General features: G+C 39.6%; 16 protein-coding genes. 15 read left to right on the forward strand and 1 reads right to left on the reverse strand.

The genetic code is table 11. From position 1 onward, the window contains the following. The first annotated feature begins 51 nt into the window (after positions 1-51). From DW036_RS08715 to DW036_RS08740, 6 genes are all read left to right on the forward strand, one after another. Positions 52-894 (forward strand): peptidylprolyl isomerase, encoded by an 843-nt coding sequence (locus DW036_RS08715; protein WP_007659561.1) that lies wholly within the window; start codon positions 52-54, stop codon positions 892-894. 14 nt (positions 895-908) lie between these two features. Then, the gene (locus DW036_RS08720) at positions 909-2,273 is read left to right on the forward strand and encodes a peptidylprolyl isomerase (RefSeq protein WP_118223484.1); all 1,365 of its coding nucleotides are present in this window, start codon (positions 909-911) and stop codon (positions 2,271-2,273) included. Positions 2,274-2,301: 28 nt separating this feature from the next. After that, positions 2,302-3,963, forward strand: coding sequence for an OstA-like protein (locus tag DW036_RS08725; protein WP_118463281.1), 1,662 nt, complete (start codon positions 2,302-2,304; stop codon positions 3,961-3,963). A gap of 5 nt (positions 3,964-3,968) precedes the next feature. Next, positions 3,969-4,259, forward strand: coding sequence for a hypothetical protein (locus DW036_RS08730; protein ID WP_118463284.1), 291 nt, complete (start codon positions 3,969-3,971; stop codon positions 4,257-4,259). Positions 4,260-4,349: 90 nt separating this feature from the next. Beyond that, entirely contained in the window at positions 4,350-6,281 is a 1,932-nt protein-coding gene (gene mutL, locus DW036_RS08735; protein ID WP_118463287.1) for a DNA mismatch repair endonuclease MutL, read from the forward strand. Positions 6,282-6,394: 113 nt separating this feature from the next. Further along, positions 6,395-7,588 carry an OmpA family protein gene (locus DW036_RS08740; RefSeq protein ID WP_118463290.1) on the forward strand — a complete coding sequence of 398 codons (1,194 nt, stop codon included), beginning with the start codon at positions 6,395-6,397 and terminating at the stop codon, positions 7,586-7,588. 87 nt (positions 7,589-7,675) lie between these two features. Here DW036_RS08740 and trpS read toward each other — a convergent pair whose 3' ends face one another. Further along, the gene (gene trpS, locus DW036_RS08745; protein ID WP_118463293.1) at positions 7,676-8,770 is read right to left on the reverse strand and encodes a tryptophan--tRNA ligase; all 1,095 of its coding nucleotides are present in this window, start codon (positions 8,768-8,770) and stop codon (positions 7,676-7,678) included. 347 nt (positions 8,771-9,117) lie between these two features. Here trpS and DW036_RS08755 point away from each other — a divergent pair, with 347 nt between their 5' ends. From DW036_RS08755 to carB, 9 genes are all read left to right on the forward strand, one after another. Then, on the forward strand, positions 9,118-9,570 hold the full coding sequence (locus DW036_RS08755; protein ID WP_118463299.1) for a hypothetical protein: 453 nt from the start codon (positions 9,118-9,120) through the stop codon (positions 9,568-9,570). Between the two features lie 180 nt (positions 9,571-9,750). Further along, positions 9,751-11,676, forward strand: a complete 1,926-nt coding sequence (locus tag DW036_RS08760; RefSeq protein ID WP_147401450.1) for a hypothetical protein — start codon at positions 9,751-9,753, stop codon at positions 11,674-11,676. A 57-nt stretch (positions 11,677-11,733) separates the two neighbouring features. Further along, a complete protein-coding gene (locus DW036_RS08765; protein ID WP_118463305.1) occupies positions 11,734-13,269 on the forward strand; it encodes a hypothetical protein in 1,536 nt (511 codons plus the stop codon). A gap of 12 nt (positions 13,270-13,281) precedes the next feature. Continuing rightward, complete coding sequence (locus DW036_RS08770) at positions 13,282-13,848, forward strand: hypothetical protein (RefSeq protein WP_147401452.1); 567 nt, start codon at positions 13,282-13,284, stop codon at positions 13,846-13,848. 317 nt (positions 13,849-14,165) lie between these two features. Further along, positions 14,166-14,711 (forward strand): DUF6705 family protein, encoded by a 546-nt coding sequence (locus DW036_RS08775; RefSeq protein WP_316242754.1) that lies wholly within the window; start codon positions 14,166-14,168, stop codon positions 14,709-14,711. A 284-nt stretch (positions 14,712-14,995) separates the two neighbouring features. Then, complete coding sequence (locus tag DW036_RS08780; RefSeq protein WP_118463308.1) at positions 14,996-15,577, forward strand: hypothetical protein; 582 nt, start codon at positions 14,996-14,998, stop codon at positions 15,575-15,577. Positions 15,578-15,777: 200 nt separating this feature from the next. Further along, complete coding sequence (locus DW036_RS08785; protein ID WP_118463311.1) at positions 15,778-17,445, forward strand: O-antigen ligase family protein; 1,668 nt, start codon at positions 15,778-15,780, stop codon at positions 17,443-17,445. Between the two features lie 44 nt (positions 17,446-17,489). Then, positions 17,490-17,924 (forward strand): DUF6078 family protein, encoded by a 435-nt coding sequence (locus DW036_RS08790; RefSeq protein ID WP_118463313.1) that lies wholly within the window; start codon positions 17,490-17,492, stop codon positions 17,922-17,924. Positions 17,925-18,409: 485 nt separating this feature from the next. After that, positions 18,410-21,628, forward strand: a complete 3,219-nt coding sequence (carB, locus tag DW036_RS08795) for a carbamoyl-phosphate synthase (glutamine-hydrolyzing) large subunit (protein WP_118463316.1) — start codon at positions 18,410-18,412, stop codon at positions 21,626-21,628. Positions 21,629-21,731 lie beyond the last annotated feature (103 nt).

A 21,731-nucleotide genomic window follows, 5' to 3' on the forward strand; every position in this document is an offset into this window, starting at 1 on the left:
CGATTAAACCGCTATCTTCGTAACTTGAAATAAAGTAAATATCAATCGGTAATGCGAATAATCTTTCTGGGAATCCTATCCATCCTTTTCTGTGTGGCTTGTAGCGAGCAGCACGACCATAAAGGTAAGACGCCATTGGTGGAGCTGGACGGCAATTTCCTTTACCAGGAAGATTTGCAATCTGCACTTCCGGCAAGATTGTCGAAAGATGATAGTTTGCTGTTTGCTGAACATTATATCCGCAACTGGGTGGAAGATATCTTGCTGTACGAGAAAGCTCAAAGCAATATCCCTGATAATGGGGAAATAGAAAAATTAGTGGAGAACTATCGCAAGGCATTGATTATGCACACTTATCAACAAGCGTTGATTCATCAAAGGCTCTCGAATGAGATATCAGAAGGGGAGTTGACGGATTATTATGAAAAGAATAAAGAACTATTCAGATTGGAACGCCCGCTTATGCAAGGGTTGTTCATTAAAGTACCCCTCACTGCACCGGAACTAAACAAAGTACGTCGTTGGTATAAGACTCCTACGCAAGATGCAGTGGAGCATTTGGAGAAGTATAGTTTGCAGAATGCTGTAAAGTATGAATACTTTTATGACAAATGGGTACCGATGGCGGATGTGTTAGATCTGATACCGCTGAAAGTTCCGGAGGTAGAGGATTATGTGAATAAGAACCGTCATATTGAACTGAAAGATACGGCGTTTCATTATTTTCTGAATGTGAGCGATTTCCGCACGGTGGGCCAACAGGAACCATATGAGTTTGCCCGTCCTAAAGTAAAAGATATGGTGTTGAATCTGAAACAAGTAGAATTTATGAGAGCTGTGAAGGATGACTTGTATCAGCAGGCAGTGAAAAGAGATAAGATTAAATATAATTAGTTTAGATACACAGAATGAAGAATTTTATGAACTTTAAGTTTGTAGTTTTATGTGCCTTGGCGCTGATGACCGGTTCTGCCGTTTACGGACAAGACAACGTGATTGACGAGGTAGTTTGGGTAGTGGGCGACGAGGCTATATTGAAGTCTGAAGTGGAAGAAGCACGTATGAGTGCTGCTTACGAAGGACGCAAGTTTGACGGCGATCCTTACTGCGTGATTCCGGAAGAAATAGCTGTACAGAAGTTGTTTTTGCATCAGGCTGCTCTCGATAGTATCGAAGTACCTGAAAGTGAAGTTATCCAGCGTGTGGACTATATGACGAATATGTATATCGCCAATATCGGTTCGCGTGAAAAAATGGAAGAATACTTCAATAAGACATCCAGTCAGATTCGTGAGACTTTACGTGAAAATGCACGCGAAGGTCTGAAGGTGCAGAAAATGCAGCAGAAACTGGTGGGCGAGATTAAGATTACTCCGGCAGAAGTACGTCGTTACTTCAAAGACCTGCCGCAGGATAGTATCCCTTATATCCCTACCCAGGTAGAGGTGCAGATCATCACACAGCAACCAAAGATTCCTTTGGATGAGATTGAAGATGTAAAAAGAAAACTGCGTGAATATACCGAGCGTGTGAATAAGGGGGAAAGTTTCTCTATGTTGGCACGTTTGTATTCTGACGACCGTGGTACGGCTATCAATGGTGGTGAAATGCCATTTACAGGGCGTGGATACTTGGACCCCGCATTTGCAAATGTGGCTTTTAACTTGCAAGACCCTAATAAGGTTTCTAAGATTGTAGAATCTGAGTATGGTTTCCACATTATCCAGTTGATGGAAAAACGTGGTGACCGAATCAAGGTGCGTCATATCTTGCTGAAGCCTCATGTACCGGAAGAAGCGTTGATGGCAGGTACTGCCCGTCTGGATTCTATTGCAGATGACATCCGTAATGGTAAGTTCTCTTTTGAGGAAGCTGCTTCTGTACTTTCGCAGGATAAAGATACACGCAACAACCACGGTTTGTTGCCTAATCCTAACAATAATACTTCCAAGTTTGAGATGCAGGAACTTCCGCCTGAGATTGCCAAAGTGGTAGATAATATGAAAGTAGGAGAAATCTCCACAGCATTTACTATGATTCCGCAAAAGACCGGTAAAGAAGAGTGTGTGATCGTGAAACTGAAAAGCCGCATCAACGGCCACAAAGCTACAATTTCAGAAGACTATCAGAATCTGAAAGAAATCGTTTTGGAAAAACGCCGTGATGAAATGCTGGATAAGTGGATTCGTGAAAAGCAGAAGCATACGTACGTACGTATCAACGATAACTGGAAGAACTGTACATTCAAGTATCCGGGTTGGGTTAAAGACTGATTCCGGATGATACATTGATTCTTTTTGTATGCAGAAAAATAATACAAGAACTAATTTTCTGAACAGGCATAGATTCCTTCTCGCAGGCCTTCTATGCCTGTTTGGTGTCTGTTTACTGAGCGCTCAGGATAAGAAAAAAGAACCGGAAAAGAAGAAAACCCGGGTCGATTTGCTTTATGCTGAAGAGGCACAGGCGGACAAAGTGTTACATCCGGATATCCAGATACTGATCCGGTCGGTGAAGTTGCGTCACGACAGCATGTATATGTATTGTGACAGTGCGTTGATTTACGAAAAGACAAATTCGGTAGAAGCGTTTGGTAATGTTCGTATGGAGCAAGGGGATACGCTTTTTATCTATGGAGATTATCTGTATTATGACGGTATGGCACAGTTGGCCATGATTCGTGAAAATGTCCGTATGATCAATCGAAATACTACTTTGACAACTGATAGTTTGAACTACGACCGTTTGTATAATCTGGGTTACTACTTTGAGGGCGGTACATTGACTGATGAAGAGAATGTACTGACGTCTGAGTGGGGGGAATATAGTCCGGCAACGAAAATTTCTGTATTCAATCATGATGTGAAGTTGGTGAATCCGAAATTCATATTGACTTCGGATACCTTGAAATATAGCACTGCAACTAAGATAGCCACGATTCTGGGGCCTTCGGATATCGTGAGTGACAATAACCATATCTACTCTGAACGAGGATTTTATAATACTACTACTGAACAAGCTGAACTTCTGGATCGCTCCGTGTTAACTAACGAAGGTAAGAAGTTGACAGGTGACAGCATTTTCTACGATCGTGTATTAGGATATGGCGAAGCATTTGAGAATGTGCAGATGAATGATACTATCAACAAAAACATGTTGACAGGTAACTATTGTTTCTATAATGAAATAACGGGAAGCGCTCTTGCTACTCAGCGTGCTGTCGCCATTGATTATTCACAAGGTGACAGTTTGTTTATGCATGGTGATACGTTGCGGTTGATTACTTATAATATAAATACGGATTCCATGTATCGTGAAATGCGTGTTTATCATAAAGTCCGTGCTTACCGTACCGATGTACAGGCTGTATGCGATTCTTTGGTTTATAATTCAAAAGATTCTTGCATGACGATGTATACTGATCCTATTTTGTGGCACGGTTCGCAACAGATATTAGGTGAGGAGATCAAGGCATATATGAATGACAGTACTATAGACTGGGTACATATTATTAACCAGGCTTTTACCATAGAACAGAAAGACTCTATCCATTATAATCAGGTATCGGGTAAAGAGATGAAAGGCTTCTTTGTAGCAGGAGACATGCGTCAGGCTGACGTGAACGGCAATGTGCTGGTTATCTTTTATCCGGTGGAAGAAAAAGATAGTAGCCTGATAGGATTGAATTATGCCGAAGGTAGCTTCTTGCGTATGTTGCTGAAAGATAGACGTATGGAGAAAGGGTCTTTTATTGGTAAAGCTAACGGTACGATGTATCCGATGGATCAGATTCCTGCGGAGAAATACAAATTGCCTACCTTTGCTTGGTTCGATTATATTCGTCCGCGAAATAAGGAAGATATATTTGAATGGAGAGGAAAGAAGGCTGGTCAGCAATTGCAGAAATCAGACCGGAAACCTTTAACTTCACCAAGGAATATGAATATTAAACGAAATAAATAAACGCTATGGGAATGTTCACTATGAGAAAGCCGCGCGGCTTTAACCATCCATACATATATGTGGATGAGCGGAAAGAGAAGTTGGCGAAAATGGAAGAGAGCGCCAAGCGTGATTTGGGGATGTTACCTGAAAAAGAGCTCTCACCGGAAGATATCCGGGGGAAGTTTGTAGAAGGAACTACTCACTTGAAGCGACGCAAGGAAAGCGGGCGTAAACCGGTACATCTGGGGGTGATATTGGTTATTATAGCCTTGCTGATATACTTGTGGTATGCAATAAGTACCGGAGTCATTTAATTTAATTACGAATTACAATGTGGCATCATGTAATCTGTTGTTATTCGTTATTTGTAATTTGTAATTCATAATTCATAATTTGTAATTATAATGAGCGACATTATTCATTTGCTGCCCGATTCGGTTGCCAACCAGATTGCTGCCGGAGAGGTGATTCAGCGTCCGGCATCTGTGATAAAGGAATTGGTAGAAAATGCGATTGATGCCGAAGCACAAGAAATACATGTATTAGTAACGGATGCAGGAAAAACCTGTATTCAGGTGATTGATGATGGAAAAGGTATGTCCGAAACGGATGCACGCCTTGCCTTTGAACGCCATGCCACTTCTAAGATAAAAGAAGCAGCCGATTTGTTTGCTTTGCGTACGATGGGATTTCGTGGCGAGGCATTGGCCTCTGTTGCTGCGGTAGCAGAAGTAGAATTGAAAACCCGTACGGCAAATGAAGAGCTGGGTACACGGATTGTGATAGCCGGTTCTAAAGTAGAAAGCCAGGAAGCGGTATCCTGCCCTAAGGGAAGTAACTTCTCCATTAAAAACTTATTCTTTAATATTCCTGCTCGTCGTAAATTCCTGAAAGCGAATTCTACGGAACTTAGCAATATCCTTACCGAATTTGAACGCATCGCTTTGGTACATCCCGAAGTGGCTTTCTATTTATATAGCAATGACACCGAACTGTTTAATCTGCCGGCTATGCCGCTTCGGCAGCGTATTCTTGCTGTGTTTGGCAAAAAACTGAACCAGTATTTGTTATCGGTGGATGTGGATACCACCATGGTGAAGGTATCGGGTTTTGTAGCCAAACCGGAGACGGCACGAAAAAAAGGTGCTCATCAGTACTTCTTTGTGAATGGCCGTTATATGCGTCATCCATATTTCCATAAAGCAGTGATGGATGCTTATGAGCAGCTGATTCCGGCTGGTGAGCAGATTTCTTACTTTATTTATTTTGAGGTAGATCCGGCAAATATAGATGTGAATATACATCCCACAAAGACGGAAATCAAATTTGAAAATGAACAAGCGATTTGGCAGATACTTTCTGCGTCTGTTAAAGAATCATTGGGCAAATTTAATGCTGTACCATCTATCGATTTTGACACCGAAGGTATGCCTGATATTCCGGCATTCGACCATACACGCCCGATAGAACCGCCGAAAGTACATTATAATTCAGACTTTAATCCGTTTAAAACATCTTCCTCCTCTTCTTATAGCGGTGGTGGCAACTATTCCCGTCCGAAAGTAGATTGGGAAGGATTGTACGATGGGCTGGAAAAAGCCAGTAAAATGAATGCTCCGATGGAAGAAGAACCCTTTGTAGATGAAACAGATTGGGCTTCTGCGCCGGTATCGACTGATATGTCTGAAGAACGTACACCATATATACCGGAAACGCAGGCTTCTTCTTCCTTATCTGCACCGTTGTATGCTAATGAGCCGGCAGTGGAAAAGGGAGCGCAGCATTTTCAATTCAAGGGACGTTTTATTCTGACTTCGGTGAAGTCCGGCTTGATGTTGATAGACCAACACCGGGCACATATCCGGGTATTGTTTGAACGCTACATGAATCAGATTAGTCAGAAGCAGGGAGTATCTCAGGGTGTACTTTTTCCGGAAATCGTACAGTTACCGGCTTCGGAAGCTGCTGTGTTGGAAAGCATTATGGAAGATTTTTCGGCAGTTGGCTTTGAATTAACCCCGTTGGGCGGTGGCAGTTATGCTATCAATGGTATTCCGTCTGGCATTGAGGGACTGAATCCTGTAGAACTGGTACGTAATATGGTACATACTGCCATGGAAAAAGGAAGTGATGTAAAAGAAGAAGTGCAAACCATGTTGGCTTTAACGCTGGCAAAGGCGGCGGCAATCGTTTATGGACAAGTGCTGAGCAATGAAGAAATGGTAAACTTGGTAGATAGTTTGTTTGCTTGCCCTACTCCAAACTACACGCCGGATGGACGTACTGTATTGTCAACTATAAAAGAAGAGGATATTGAGAAATTATTCTCGCGATAAAGATTAAAGGTAATAACAAAAAATAATCTCTTTCAAAAACCTTTTAGTGGGGATGGTGTTATTTAGTCAGTTATAATAATGAATTTAAATTAACCACTTAACTATTTAGGTATATGAAAAAGATTCTAATGTTGCTGGCTTTGGCCGGCCTGACTTCTGCCGCCTGGGCGCAGAACAGTACAAGTGAAGTTGTAGAGTATGAAGTAATCCAGGTACAGGATAAGTATCAGGTGATAACGAATCCTTTCTGGAGCAATTGGTTCTTCTCTATTGGCGGTGGTGCCGAAGCTACATTTGGTGACAATGATTCAGCCGGAAGTTTTGGCAAACGTATTAGTCCGACGCTGAATGTTTCCGTCGGTAAATGGTTTACCCCTGGTTTAGGATTGCGTTTGCAATATAGCGGTCTTCAAGCGAGAGGTTTTACATATGATGCAGGGGCAGATTATGTAAAAGGTACTCAAATGAAAGACGGTTATTATAAACAGCGTTTTGATTATATGAACCTCCATGCTGATGTGATGTTCAATCTGAATGCGCTTTTCGGTGGTTACAATCAGCATCGTGTTTATGAAATTATTCCTTATGTCGGTGCCGGTTTTACCCACAACTATTCAAAACCTCATCGCGAAGCATTGTCTGTGAATGCAGGTATCATTAATAAATTCCGTATTTCGAATGCGTTCGATATTAATCTGGAATTAAGTGCAATGGGCGTTGAAGATAAATTCGATGGTGAAGTTGGTGGCGATCATGGATATGATGGCGTACTGAGTGCTACAGTCGGTTTGACTTACCGTTTCCCTGCCCGTGGTTTCCGTCGTCCGATGCCGCAGTTGATTTCTCAAATCGAGTTGGCTGCTATGCAAGATAAGTTGGCCGCAATGGGTGCACAGAATGCACAGTTGAAGAATGCTTTGATACAGGCTCAAAACCAACCGGTAGCCGAAGTTACAGAAACAGAAGTCATTGTTCCGGATCCGGATATCGCACCGCGTACTGTATTCTTCACAATCGGTTCTGCTGAACTGTCTCCGCGTGAAATCATGAACCTGTCTTATCTGGCAGAACAGATGAAGCAGTTCCCGAATGCAACTTACATCGTGAATGGTTATGCAGACTCTGCAACCGGTACTCCGGCATTCAATAAAGAATTGAGCTTGAAACGTGCACAAGCTGTTAAAGATGCACTGGTTAAGAATTACGGTATTGCTGCCGACCGCTTGAATATTGAAGCCGGTGGTGGTGTAGACAAATTTGGTCAGCCAATTCTGAACCGTGTGGTATTAGTAAAATCTGCCAATTAATAGTTCTTTCATAAGCAAGGAAACGCCCTGCCTTCTCGTTAATCTACGGGAGACAGGGCGTTTCTCTATTTGATAATAGTGCGGAAATTATTCTGCACTGAATTTCTTCACTTGTTCAGCTATCAATTCTGCATCGTCGAAGTAGTTTATCTTCATCGCTTTGCGTACATCGTCCAATGTGGCAGCAGCAACTTCGCGTGCTGCATCACATCCTTTCTTCAGCATCTCATAGATGGCAGGTATATCTTTCTCAAACTCTTTACGACGGTTGCGAATCGGTTCCAGTGTCTCCTGCATGATGGAATTCAGGAATCCTTTCACCTTCATATCACCTAAACCGCCACGCTGATAATGCGCTTTCAGTTCATCGAGATTCGGATAGTCGGGCAGGTAAAGGCCGAAGTGCTCGGGACGGCAGAAGGCATCCAGATAAGTGAAGACAGGATTGCCCTCTACTTTACCCGGGTCTTGTACGCGCAAGTGATCGGGATCGGTGTACATGCCCTTTACTTTCTTTTGTATTTCGTCGGCAGAGTCGGAAAGGTAGATACAGTTACCCAGGCTCTTGCTCATTTTGGCTTTTCCGTCTGTTCCGGGGAGGCGCAGACAAGCGGCATTGTCGGGCAGAAGGATTTCCGGCTCAACCAGTGTTTCGCCATAGATATAGTTGAAGCGACGAACGATTTCGCGGGCTTGTTCCAGCATCGGCTCCTGGTCTTCACCCACAGGGACGGTTGTTGCTTTGAAAGCTGTGATATCTGCTGCCTGACTGATGGGGTATGTGAAGAACCCCACGGGAATGCTGGCATCGAAGTTGCGTAGTTGGATTTCGGCCTTCACAGTGGGGTTGCGTTGCAGGCGGCTCACGGTTACCATATTCATGAAGTAAAAGCTCAACTCGCATAACTCGGCAATTTGTGATTGGATGAAGATGGTGCTTTTCTCCGGATCCAGTCCGCAAGCCAGATAGTCAAGGGCCACTTCGATAACGTTCTGGCGTACCTTTTCCGGATTGTCCACATTGTCTGTTAATGCTTGCGCATCAGCAATGAAGACAAATATCTTGTTATACAAACCGGAGTTCTGTAACTCCACTCTTCTTCTCAATGAGCCTACATAGTGTCCTATGTGCAGGCGTCCTGTTGGGCGGTCGCCCGTGAGGATGATTTTCTCTTTAGCCATATTTATATTAAATTTCTTAGTAATCTTTTTCTTTGGGCTTGTTGCTGGCTGGCAACAAATTAGTTGCAAAGATACCGATAATTTTTTTCTTCGGCAAAAGGATACTATATATAAGGTATATACTTAATGAAGCGTATGGTTGAAAAGCACTATAATAAGTGGAAAGAAGTTTTATTATAAAAGCTTTGAGATAAAATTTATAGAGATTGGTATGATATTGCAAATCGTTTTTTTAGAAAAGAGCGAATTTTGTCACAAAATGAAATATGATGAGCTATTTATTCCTTACCATATGGGGGTTGGTTTCTACTATTATGCTATTTATGAGTATATATCGTTTGATATGTATGCAGAGAAATAATCAAAAGATATTTAGGGAAGTTGCTGATTTGCAGCAAGAAAATGAATTACTAATTTCTTCTCAGAACAAACTAAAATATATTATTTGGAAAACAACTCCGATAGTTCAGTACATATTAGCTTTATTAGAACAAGGAGAAAATAAATTTTTGCGTCTTGTTCATCCTTTGTCGAAAGAAGAGTCAGAAGCTTTGATTGTGGCATGTAACAATCGTTTTGAAGGCAAAGTGAATCAATTATTAACTGACTATCCTCAATTATCTTCTGATGACTTGCTTCTTTGCTGCTTCATACGAATGCGGATTCCCATATCGTGTATATCTCTTCTAATGTCCAAAGAAATGGATACAATTTATAAGAAGAAACTCCGAGTAAAGAAAAAAGTTCATTTTGATAAAGTTGGATTAACTTTAGATGAATTCTTGTTTCAAATTTGGTAATTTTCTATTCAGGTCTGTAATGTCCATATGATAAATTTTTATATTGTTTTTATGCCTTGATTTATAGGTTGTTGCATTTATAGATAGGCTGCTCGTGTCCAATCACTTTTCTTTTTATAATTTATACATGATATTAATTTTCCCTATATTGCAAACAAAGAAAACTGTTTAATATATACTATGAGACTCACATCGCTACTGTTCGTAATAATTATCTTGTCCTCTTGCGGCAAAAAGAATTCGGATTTGGAGTATGCTTTAATCCTGAGTGGAGAGAATCGTACCGAACTGGAACAGGTGTTGTCTCATTTTTCTCACAATTCAGCTGATTCTTTGAAGTTGAAAGCTGCAAAGTATCTCATATCTAATATGCCTGGACATTATTCTTATTATGGCTCTTCTTTGGATGCTTATAAAAATGCTGTAGATTCATCAAGTGTATTAAAACGGCTTCCCTGGAGCATTCGTAACATATTCTATCTGTATCCTTATCAGGATGTTTACTCATTAATGGATGTCAAGCGCGTGGAGGATGTGAAGTGTATCACGGCTTCTTATTTGATTTCGAATATAGAAAAGGCCTTCGAGTGCTGGAAATATCCTTGGGCACAACATTTAGGTTTTGATGATTTCTGCGAATATTTATTGCCTTATCGTATAGGCAATGAACCATTGAACAATTGGCGTGATTCATTGGAGGGTGTTTATTGTTCTGTATTGCAAAAAATGCGAGGTGTTGATGAACTCTTCGAATCGCCTTATCAGGCTTGTATGCGATTGAATGATAAATTAATAGAGGAGATGAATCAAGCTCGTTCCGATTCTGTATGTTTTACACATTCTTTGATTGGTACAAAAACTGTAGTTGGGATGAGGTGTTTAGAATATGTTCCTACTGCGGTATTGATTATGCGTTCATTAGGGATCCCTGTATCATTCGAGATGATAGAGCAATGGTCAAGTCGACGAGGGAGACATTATTGGAATGCTGTTTATCATTTTACCGGTCTGAGATATCCTTTTACTGGTTTCGATTCCCGTCCCCGTGGTTTGAATCAGGATTATAAGATGAATAAAGTATATCGTAGGACTTATGCTGCCAATAATCAGACACTTATTCGTCAATATCCTGATGAACCAATCCCGGCTTTCTTTGAAGACCGCTTTGTGAAAGATGTGACGCATGAGTATATGACGTGTTATGACATCACTGTAGATTTGCGATGTCTTCCGGAGGAGAAGCGTGAATATGCTTATTTATGTGTGTTCAATAATGAGCATTGGACACCTGTTCATTATGGACGGATTAATAAAAGTAAGGTCACCTTTACACATGTAGGACCGCAGACGATGTTCATAGCTGGGTATTATATAGATGATAAGATAGTGCCGGCTTCATTGCCTTTTCATGTGAACTTAGATGGAACGGTCACTTATATATCACCTGTTGAAACAGAAAAGATAGCACTAACTATTGTGCGTAAATATCCTTTGCTTCATCGATTTGCTAATTACAGCCGTCATCTTATCGGAACTGCAATAGAGGCTTCTGATTATCCGGACTTCCGAAAAGTTGATACACTTGGAATTATTTCTCGTGATGCCAACACCCAATACGATTCAATATATACGGATATGAGTATTCCTCCCTATAGATATTTTCGTATCCATCATCCCGCTAATTCCTTACAACTATCCGAGTTGGAAACTTATGATGTAGATACAACGAGATGTTATTATGGAAAGTTATTTTTACCGGAATCTCATCTACTTGCGGGCAAAACATATGATTTGTACAATAGGGATATTACAGATTACGTAGAGATAAAGAATTGGCTTGGTATCGATTTTATGCATCCTGTTAAAATACGAAAGATTAAATACCTTCCTCGTACAGATAGCAATCACATCATGGCAGGTGATGTATATGAATTATTTTTTTATCAGAACTTTACTTTCCAATCACTAGCTGAACAAAAAGCTTTGACTTCGTCACTGACGTTTGAACAGGTTCCAGCTGAAGGCTTGTATTTACTGAAAGATAAGACCCGAGGAACCGAGCATCGTATTTTTACATATAAAGATGGCCAAGTATTCTTTTGGTGAGGAAGTGAATATGTATGTTAAAATAGGGAATGCATTTATTAACTAAAAATGTTTATAATGAAAAAGAATGTTCTTACTTTTATATCCTTTATTATCGGGGTGACAATCTTGTTGGTTGCTTGCTATGAGGAGTTGGATACAGAACGGTCTAAAGAAAATGTTTTTATGACCTATGAAGAGGAAGTGACAGCTGCACGTGAGTTTTATGAGTCAATGAGAGATTCTAAAACGCGTGGTGTGGATGCGGATTTTAAAACAGAATCCGGCATGATTGCGAATATGGAACCTTTATGGGGAAAGCAGTTTGCTTATCGTAGGAAAAATAAGAAAATTCGTACAGTAGAAGCTGTTATGGACGGAAGTAAACGGGTTGTGTTTATGCTGCCTGAAGTCCGTGAAAAATATAAGCAAACCAAAGACTCGCGTTATAAACAGTCTATGACTCGTCTGGTAGTAACAACTGATTTGGGTACAGGGGAGCAACAAGCTTTTACAATGACTATAATGCCTGATTTGGATTATCTTGAAAAGACAAACTTCAAGCCTTTCTATAATACTTATGTGCAAAAAGATAAGGATTTTAGTGGAGTTATACTTTTTCATGAACTGGATGGCTATTTTGCAAATGGATGGCGGTATTCAGATGGTAGGATTACTCATTCTATAGAAGGCACTACTTTTTCAAAAGAAGAAATTGATCGGTATAAAGCGCAAACTCGTGCAACTAAAGAAGAGTGTGGTTTGGTGGATTATTATCAATTAGTTGAAGAATGTAAATTGTGGTGTTATAAGAATGAGTTTATAGAGGTTTGTGAAGAAGACTACTGTTATACTTACTGGGAATATGTGACTTCGAAATGGGAATGTAGAACGGTAGAGGTTAATGAATCTGATGGTGGCTATAAACCACCTGTTGATACCAAAAAGTATGGTGTTCCGGACAGGCTGGCGAGTTTCTTTGAAAAGAATGAGATAGGGAAAGGCATATCAAAATTGGATGAACTGTTTAAAGATATGTTGGATAAGTGCAGATATTCTCAAATGGGTGCCTATATGAGGGAAAATGAGTTTAAAATGCATGGCGTTAGATATAATGGAGATTTGCCTATGGGAGCAAATGGTGGGGTTACTTCTGGAGCATATTTAGAGTTTCGTGATGAATCAGCCTTAAAAAGCACTACTGTCGAACATGAGTTTTTTCATATGTATCAGTATGCGTATGGAGGGCCTGAGTATTGCACCGATGTAGCTAATCGTACAGCAAGAGAATTTGAACGACAAGTCTTTGGAGATATAACTCTATATATAGAAAAAAAAGGACGTTTTGAATCTAAAGAGGATTATACATGGGGATATAATGGATTCCCTTATAGAGAGTGTGAGGCATATCAGGACTGGTTACGTGAAATAACGAATGGCGGAACAGAATTTCCTGCTGAAGTGGATGTTGTTGGCTATCAAAAATGTTTGTCTTATTATTCTCAGTATAATATTGCATCTGGGATTAAAGCCGGATATGAATGTAATGCTTCAAATTTTGAACCGGATTGTGTGAATTATATATTGGGAGTAATGTATGTAAATTGTAAATAGAGGAGGTAAATTATGAAACGATTTTTTTGTTTGATTGTAGTGCTTATGAGCCTTTGTACTGTATCTTTTAGTCAAGAAACCGGATGGCAAATTATTGATACAGTCCGTGTTTCAGGACGTGTGTATAAAGTTAGTGTAAATGATGGTTTATATATATATGAGAATACCCGTGATTCTCTTCGTCATTTGCCCGATAATGTAGATTGGCGCTATTTGGGAGATAATTATCCTGTTTATCCTTCCAACTATGATGAAATGGTAGAAATGATAGTTAAAGAACTTCGTTATAGAATAACCAAACAGGTATGTAATGAAATTGGTCGTTTTATTTTGAACTTTTTTCTTTATGCCGACATGGAGGGTAATATAAAGGAAATAGTGCCCGGTATTCCTGCGAAATTACATCCGTATTTTTCTGTGGTTGATTTTGATAGAGTCATGATGCGTTTACTTAACTGCCGGATATATGTTGATCGTAAAAATCCTGCTTTTGCCAAAGGACGTTGGGTAAGATGTATATTTACTATTGTAGACAGTCAGTGGCTTGAGACTTTGCAGCAATACGAGCCTGAGACTTAAAAAATGTAGTTGATAGATCTTCTGTTATTGTTGATAAATATCGATGTAGAAATTGAAATGTATTGGAACTAAGACTAGATGCAGATGATAAATGGTGAGTGAGGATGGTAATTTCAGAAATGGTTTTTCTGTCTGGATTCACAATCTATACTACTTGTGTAGCATACAGTCATAAAATGGTTTGGACTCTTTTGATGAAAATGTTGGTCTACTTTTTCATTTTAGTCTTTATTTCACTATGGAGGGTAAACTATAAGAAAGTTTTTGTATAAATCGGTGATATTGAAAGATATGAAACGTTTAGTATTTGTTTTTTTATTCCTCTCTATTTAGGAGGATTTGTTTTTGCTCAAAGTAAATGGAATTTTGAGAATGATATAACGGGCACTGAAGACTACGAAGGCTTATGGATATACCAGTCTAATGATACTATTTTTAAATTACGATTGATAAAATGTGCATCTCCCAAAATGAAATGGCACCACTTCTTGGGTGGTTTATATTCTATTTCCATTGGGGGAAAAGAAATTGATAGCACTATGCCTTTAGAGTCGAAATTTTTATCAACCTCATATGATTCAAGAGAATTAGAACGTCTTTTTCGGATAGTGGCAAGAAATCATCGAACAAAAGATATGGAAATAGATTTTAGTTATATGGATTTTCGCATTTGGCTTCCTCGAATGTACAATGGAAAAATGCATGGTAAATATGTTTTTTCTGAAAATACTTTAAAGCTCATATCGCCTGATAAATTAGAGTGGAAAGTCGTTTTGAGTTCAGATCCGAATTTTTATTTATCTCCATCAGATGCTCAGGGAGATCCCCTTTCTTTTGTTTATCCTTTGCTTATGCTATTTTGACTAAGGTTTTGGAGTGAGGATTGGTTATAAATGGATAGTTATGAAACGATTTTTTTTGATGATATATGTACCTATGTAGAGGTTAGAGGAGATATAATGGACAAATATATCCGAATGAAATAGCTTTGACTGAATATAGGGCTTTTCTAAATCTTTATTGGAATGAAAATAGAAATTATGGAAAAGTTAAGGGGTATAATTGTAATGTAAATACATATTCTCCTAATGCATTATATCAAATTTTTAGTTTAGCAAATTCTGAATGTAAATAAAAAGAATATACCATGAAAAACCAAGTTTTACTGATAGCCATTCTATCTATTGTCATAGGTACTACAATTAAAGCTCAGACTTGTAGTATTGTAAAGAGTGTTGGAAAAAATACTTATTTAATAGAAGTTGGAGAAGTATTTACTACTATTTATAATCAGAACGATTCTTTACGTTTACTTGATTGCAATTATGAGTGGGATTATATAAGTCACGATATGAATGTTGAATTTTGCAACTATGATAGTTATAGGAAAATTTTTCATGATGTTCTATATCCAAGACTTAAACGACATTTGGATCCTCAAACTGAAAATGTTATACTTTTCCATTTTAGCCTTTATTTTACTATGGAGGGTACATTGGAAGAGGTTGTTTTTTCGTATAGATCGGCGATATTGAAAGATATAATACGTTTAAAAGATGTCGATGAATTTTGTACGAAATTAAAAAATAGTGATGTGCACTTGTTGAATAAAGATAGGTATCATAGGGCGTATATCAATGGAAGATGGATTTGTAGTGAATTGTATTGGAATGTTCTTTCTTTCCAAAATATGTCTTCTTTTCACGAGAGGCCTCAAAAGGTCAATTAGTACGACCTTAATAAATGAAAAGAACTAAAAATATCACTTACCACCATCAGCCACTCAGAGAAATCCTCCCTCTTTTGTTTATCCTTTACCTGCTTATGCTATTCTTACTAAGGTTTTGGACGGGGAGTAGAGTAAAGGGGATGTGAATAAGAATAATTAATTAAATGAGTAAAGAATGATTTTAATATAACTGAGAAGTAATGAAAAAATTAGAGTTACTTTGGGGATTTTTGGGACTTTTATTCGTTTTCTATCCACGTTCAGTTTCCTTTTATTCATATTTTCTAGTGCAGTATGAATATCTCCTTTATTCAGGTTGTTATTTTATGATCTGGTTCTGCTTAATATTTAAAAGGAATTTAGATGTAGGGCAAGAAAAAGTTACTTCATGGAGATGGATGGATTCTTTTTTTGTATTGCTGATGTTGTACTTGTTTGTTTGCGCTTGTGTGAACTTTAAAGAAAATGGTTTTATCATATTGCAATTAGGAGTTGCTACACTTGGTTATTATTGTTTTAGAAATATCCCTAAGAATCATTTTGTGTGGTATGTAGTCGCTTTTGGGGTAGCTGGAGGAATTCAGGTTATTTATTCTTTATATACGCAAGCTGATTACTTCTTGTTATCAGAGAAATGGAGTCGGATATATGGTTCTTTTCTAAATACTTCGGTATGGGGTAACTATTTAGCTTTGTTGTTGATGATGTCTTTAGGATTAATAGTGTGGGTGAAAAAGCAGTATCTATTATTATTGTTGCTTCTATGTATATCACTTGGTCTTTTATTGTGGCAAAGTGATTCGCGTACAGGTTGGTTAGCGGTGTTGATAGGATTGACAGGGGGAGCATATTGGATGTATCTGTCTAAAGGAAGGATACGGCTGAAAAAAGTGCATCTGCTTTTAACAATATTGTCTCTTTCATTATTTATATCGGTACTATGTTACACCTTTTATTTATATAAGAAAGATTCTGGTGATGGCAGACTACTTGTATGGCGTGTATCCTATGAAATGGTGAAAGATGCTCCTTTACTTGGACATGGGGTAAATGGATTTCGTCAGAACTATATGTACTATCAAGCTTCATTTTTTAAAAAGCATCCTATGCATAAGTGGCGGATGCTGGCAGATGATAGTAGTTTTACCTTTAATGAATATATAAGGTTTATTGTAGAACATGGTACTATAGCTGGTTTTCTCTTCTTTTCTTTATGCTTGTATGTTTTGTTGAAACGGACTAATAATAAAGAACCAAAGGTTACTCTTTCAAAAATACTATTGTTGAGCTGGGGGATTGTAGCCTTCTTTTCTTATCCATTCTTTATGTGGCAGTTTGTTGTTATTCTGTTATTTATTGTGGCTGGTATAGGCGGTGGGGATATAATATATGTACTACATAAGAATGGCTTTATACGAAATGTCTATAGATTCGGATTGCTTGTTTGGGTAGGGATAATGCTTGGGGGAGGTGTTCTGTATGGCAAGAAAACGCAGATGCTGTTTAATCAGGGAAAAAACTTATACGCGGCACGAAACTATACTGAAGCTAAAGATGCATTGAAATGTTCTTTTATATATTTTCCCGATTACAATACGGCTATGTTGATAGGGGAAGTTTATGATGAACTACAAAGGAGTGATTCTGCTGAATATTATTGGCGGATGGCATCTGATATGATTCCTTATAGAGTCGTACCTCATTTCCGTTTATTTAAATTGTATCAGAAAACCGATATAGAGAAAGCCTATAGAGAAGCCTTGCAAATTAGGAATATGCCAGTTAAGGTATATGCTCCCCATCTCAATGAAATATATAAAGAGGTGGATGACTTCTTGAAAGATTATTGCTTTCATTGTTTTTCTTGAAGAAAAGCATTTACCTTTGCGGGATAATTTAATAAAAGTGTATTATGAATACAGATTTTGATTATGAGATAGTCCCTCATGGCTATGCTCATTGCTTCAACGACAACTGCTCTAAAGCCAGTAGCTGTCTGCGTCATTGGATCGCACAGCATTGTACTGTCGATGTTCCTCTCATTACAATTCTAAGTCCGGCTTGTTTTCCTGCCACTTCTGCCGGATGTGCTTATTTCGCTCCTATTCGGAAAATGCGTGTGGCATGGGGTGTGAAAAACCTCTTTGATAACCTTCCTTACAATAAAGCTTCCGATGTCCGTAATCAGATTATCGCTTACTTTGGTCGTACGCACTATTACCGAATCTATCGGAAGGAACGTTTTATCTCTCCTGAAGACCAGCAAGTTATAGCTCATATATTCGCTAATAATGGTATTGCTGAGACACCCATTTTTGATTCATATTCAGAAGTCTATAAGTGGTAATTTGTTTCCCTGCATGAAATATATTGTTTCTCGGTGTGAAACAAATTGTTTCATGCAGGGAAACAGACCGTTTCATTACTTGAAACAAATGGTTTCACGCCGAGGAACAAATGGTTTCATTACCTGAAATAAATGGTAGGCAGATAAGTGCATCAGCGTATGTTTGTATAAGTGAGCTTATCACTCTATTCAGTATAAATCAGAATTGAAAAGAGAGAAGGGTGAAAGAAAAAACTCTTCTCTTTTTTGTTTATTATTGAAATAAGTCGTTACTTTGCACAAATTTTAAAGCAACGATGCAACAACACGGGAAAAGAGATACATATAATCTGCATTCGAATGAATTTCATTCGTTAGTCGATGATTTCTCTTTCTCTGAGAAGATATTGTTAGTTCTTTGGTAATGCGTTAATCCTTTGTTGGGTAACGCATTTTTTTTGTGCCCGAATGTATAGAAGGAAACTTAATAGACAACAAGAGAATATATGGAAAAGAATTTGAAGAAAGTGTTGGTCTTGGGCTCAGGTGCACTCAAGATCGGTCAGGCCGGGGAGTTCGACTATTCCGGTTCGCAAGCATTGAAAGCTTTGCGTGAAGAAGGTATCAGTTCAGTATTGGTAAACCCGAACATTGCTACTATCCAGACTTCGGAAGGTATCGCAGATAAGGTTTATTTCCTGCCTGTAACTACTTATTTCGTAGAAGAAATCATCAAGAAGGAACAACCTGATGGTATCCTGTTGGCTTTCGGTGGTCAGACTGCTTTGAACTGCGGTGCTGAGTTGTACACAAGCGGTATCTTGAACAAATATGGTGTACGCGTATTGGGTACTTCGGTAGAAGCTATCATGTATACGGAAGACCGTGACCTCTTCGTGAAGAAACTGGACGAGATCGAGATGAAGACTCCTGTCAGCCAGGCTGTAGAGAGCATGGAAGATGCAATTGCGGCTGCTGAACGCATTGGTTTCCCGGTTATGGTTCGCTCCGCTTATGCACTGGGCGGTTTGGGTAGCGGTATCTGTCAGGATAAGGAAGAATTTCTGAAACTGGCTGAAAGCTCCTTCGCTTTCTCTAAACAAATTCTTGTAGAAGAGTCTCTGAAAGGTTGGAAAGAAATTGAGTTTGAGGTAATCCGTGATGCAAACGACCACTGCTTTACAGTGGCAAGCATGGAAAACTTCGACCCGCTGGGTATCCATACGGGAGAGTCTATCGTAGTAGCTCCGACTTGTTCGCTGACTGACGAACAGGTGAAGATGTTGCAAGACCTCTCAACAAAGTGTATCCGTCACTTGGGTATCGTGGGCGAATGTAACATTCAGTATGCATTCAATGCTGAAACAAACGACTACCGTGTGATCGAGGTAAATGCTCGTCTGTCACGTTCCTCAGCTTTGGCTTCTAAGGCTACAGGATACCCGTTGGCATTCGTTGCCGCTAAGATTGCATTGGGGTATACGCTCGATCAGATTGGTGAAATGGGAACTCCGAACTCTGCATATGTGGCTCCGCAGCTGGATTACCTGATTTGTAAAATCCCTCGTTGGGACTTGACGAAGTTCGTTGGTGTATCTCGCGAAATCGGTTCCAGCATGAAGTCTGTTGGTGAAATCATGTCTATCGGACGCTCTTTTGAAGAAATTATCCAGAAGGGTTTGCGCATGATCGGTCAAGGTATGCATGGATTTGTAGGTAATGACCTGCACTTTGATGATCTGGACCGCGAACTTTCACGTCCTACGGACTTGCGTGTGTTCGCTATCGCTGAGGCTTTGGAAAACGGTTATACAATAGACCGCATCTTCGACCTGACGAAGATTGATCCCTGGTTCCTTGGCAAACTGAAGAACATTGTTGACTATAAGTTGAAACTTTCTCAATATAATAAGGTGGAAGATATTCCGGCAGATGTATTGCGTCAAGCAAAAGTGCTGGGCTTCTCTGACTTCCAGATTGCACGTTTCGTACTCGATCCGCAAGGCAATATGGAGAAAGAAAACCTGATGGTACGTGACCGTCGTAAAGAATTGGGTATTCTGCCGGCTGTGAAGCGTATCAATACGATAGCTTCCGAGCATCCTGAACTGACCAACTATCTGTACATGACATACGCCGTTGAAGGGTATGATGTGAACTATTATAAGAATGAAAAATCAGTAGTTGTACTGGGTTCCGGTGCTTACCGTATCGGTTCTTCCGTAGAGTTCGACTGGTGTTCGGTAAATGCAGTACAGACAGCACGCAAGTTGGGTTATAAGTCTATTATGATCAATTACAACCCCGAAACAGTGTCTACTGACTACGATATGTGCGACCGTCTTTACTTCGACGAACTTTCTTTCGAACGTGTACTCGATGTTATCGACTTGGAACAGCCTCGTGGTGTAATTGTATCTGTAGGCGGACAGATCCCGAACAATCTGGCAATGAAACTGCACCGTCAGTCAGTGCCCATCCTGGGAACTTCTCCTATCTCTATCGACCGTGCTGAAAACCGTAACAAGTTCTCTGCAATGCTCGACCAACTGGGTATTGACCAGCCGGCTTGGCAGGAACTTACCAGTCTGGAAGATGTGAAAGGTTTCGTAGAAAAGGTAGGTTATCCGGTATTGGTTCGTCCGTCTTATGTACTTTCGGGTGCTGCGATGAACGTATGCTATGATGAAGAAGAATTGGAAAACTTCCTGAAGATGGCTGCTGAGGTATCAAAAGAATATCCGGTAGTAATCTCTCAATTCTTGCAGAATACAAAGGAAATCGAATTCGATGCTGTCGCACAGAATGGTGAAGTGGTGGAATATGCTATTTCCGAGCACGTGGAATTTGCGGGTGTGCACTCTGGTGATGCTACATTGGTATTCCCGGCACAGAAGATTTACTTTGCTACGGCACGTCGCATTAAGAAGATCAGCCGTCAGATTGCGAAGGAACTCAATATCTCCGGTCCGTTCAACATCCAGTTCCTGGCACGTAACAATGAAGTGAAAGTAATCGAATGTAATCTTCGTGCTTCTCGTAGCTTCCCGTTTGTTTCTAAAGTACTGAAACGTAACTTTATAGAAACGGCTACCCGCATCATGCTGGATGCTCCTTATACACGTCCTGATAAATCAGCATTTGATATTGATTGGATCGGTGTGAAAGCTTCTCAGTTCTCCTTCTCTCGTTTGCACAAAGCAGACCCGGTACTGGGTGTGGATATGTCTTCTACGGGTGAAGTAGGTTGTATCGGTGATGACTTCTCAGAAGCATTGTTGAGTGCAATGATTGCTACAGGTTTCCAGATACCTCAAAAAGGTGTTATGTTCTCTTCCGGTGCAATGAAATCAAAAGTAGATTTGTTGGAGTCCAGTCGTGTACTTTTCGATAAAGGCTACAAGATTTATGCAACGGCAGGTACGGCTGCGTTCTTGAATGCTCATGGTGTATCTACCGAAGCTGTTTACTGGCCGGATGAACGCCCTGATGCTGAGAATAACGTAATGAAGATGATAGCTGAACACAAGTTCGACTTGATCGTCAACATTCCGAAGAACCATACGAAGCGTGAATTGACGAACGGTTACCGCATTCGTCGTGGTGCCATCGACCATAACATTCCGTTGATTACGAATGCTCGTCTGGCAAGCGCCTTTATCGAAGCATTCTGCGAATTGAAGCTGGAAGATATTGCTATCAAGAGTTGGCAAGAATATAAGTAATCGGGTATTTACCTGAAGTTAAAAAAGAGATGCTAAATTGGCATCTCTTTTTTTTATGCCTATCTTTGTGGATAGATAGTACCTTTTAAAGGGAACTGTTATT

Source organism: Bacteroides sp. AF39-11AC (genome assembly GCF_003474285.1).
GTDB lineage: Bacteria > Bacteroidota > Bacteroidia > Bacteroidales > Bacteroidaceae > Bacteroides.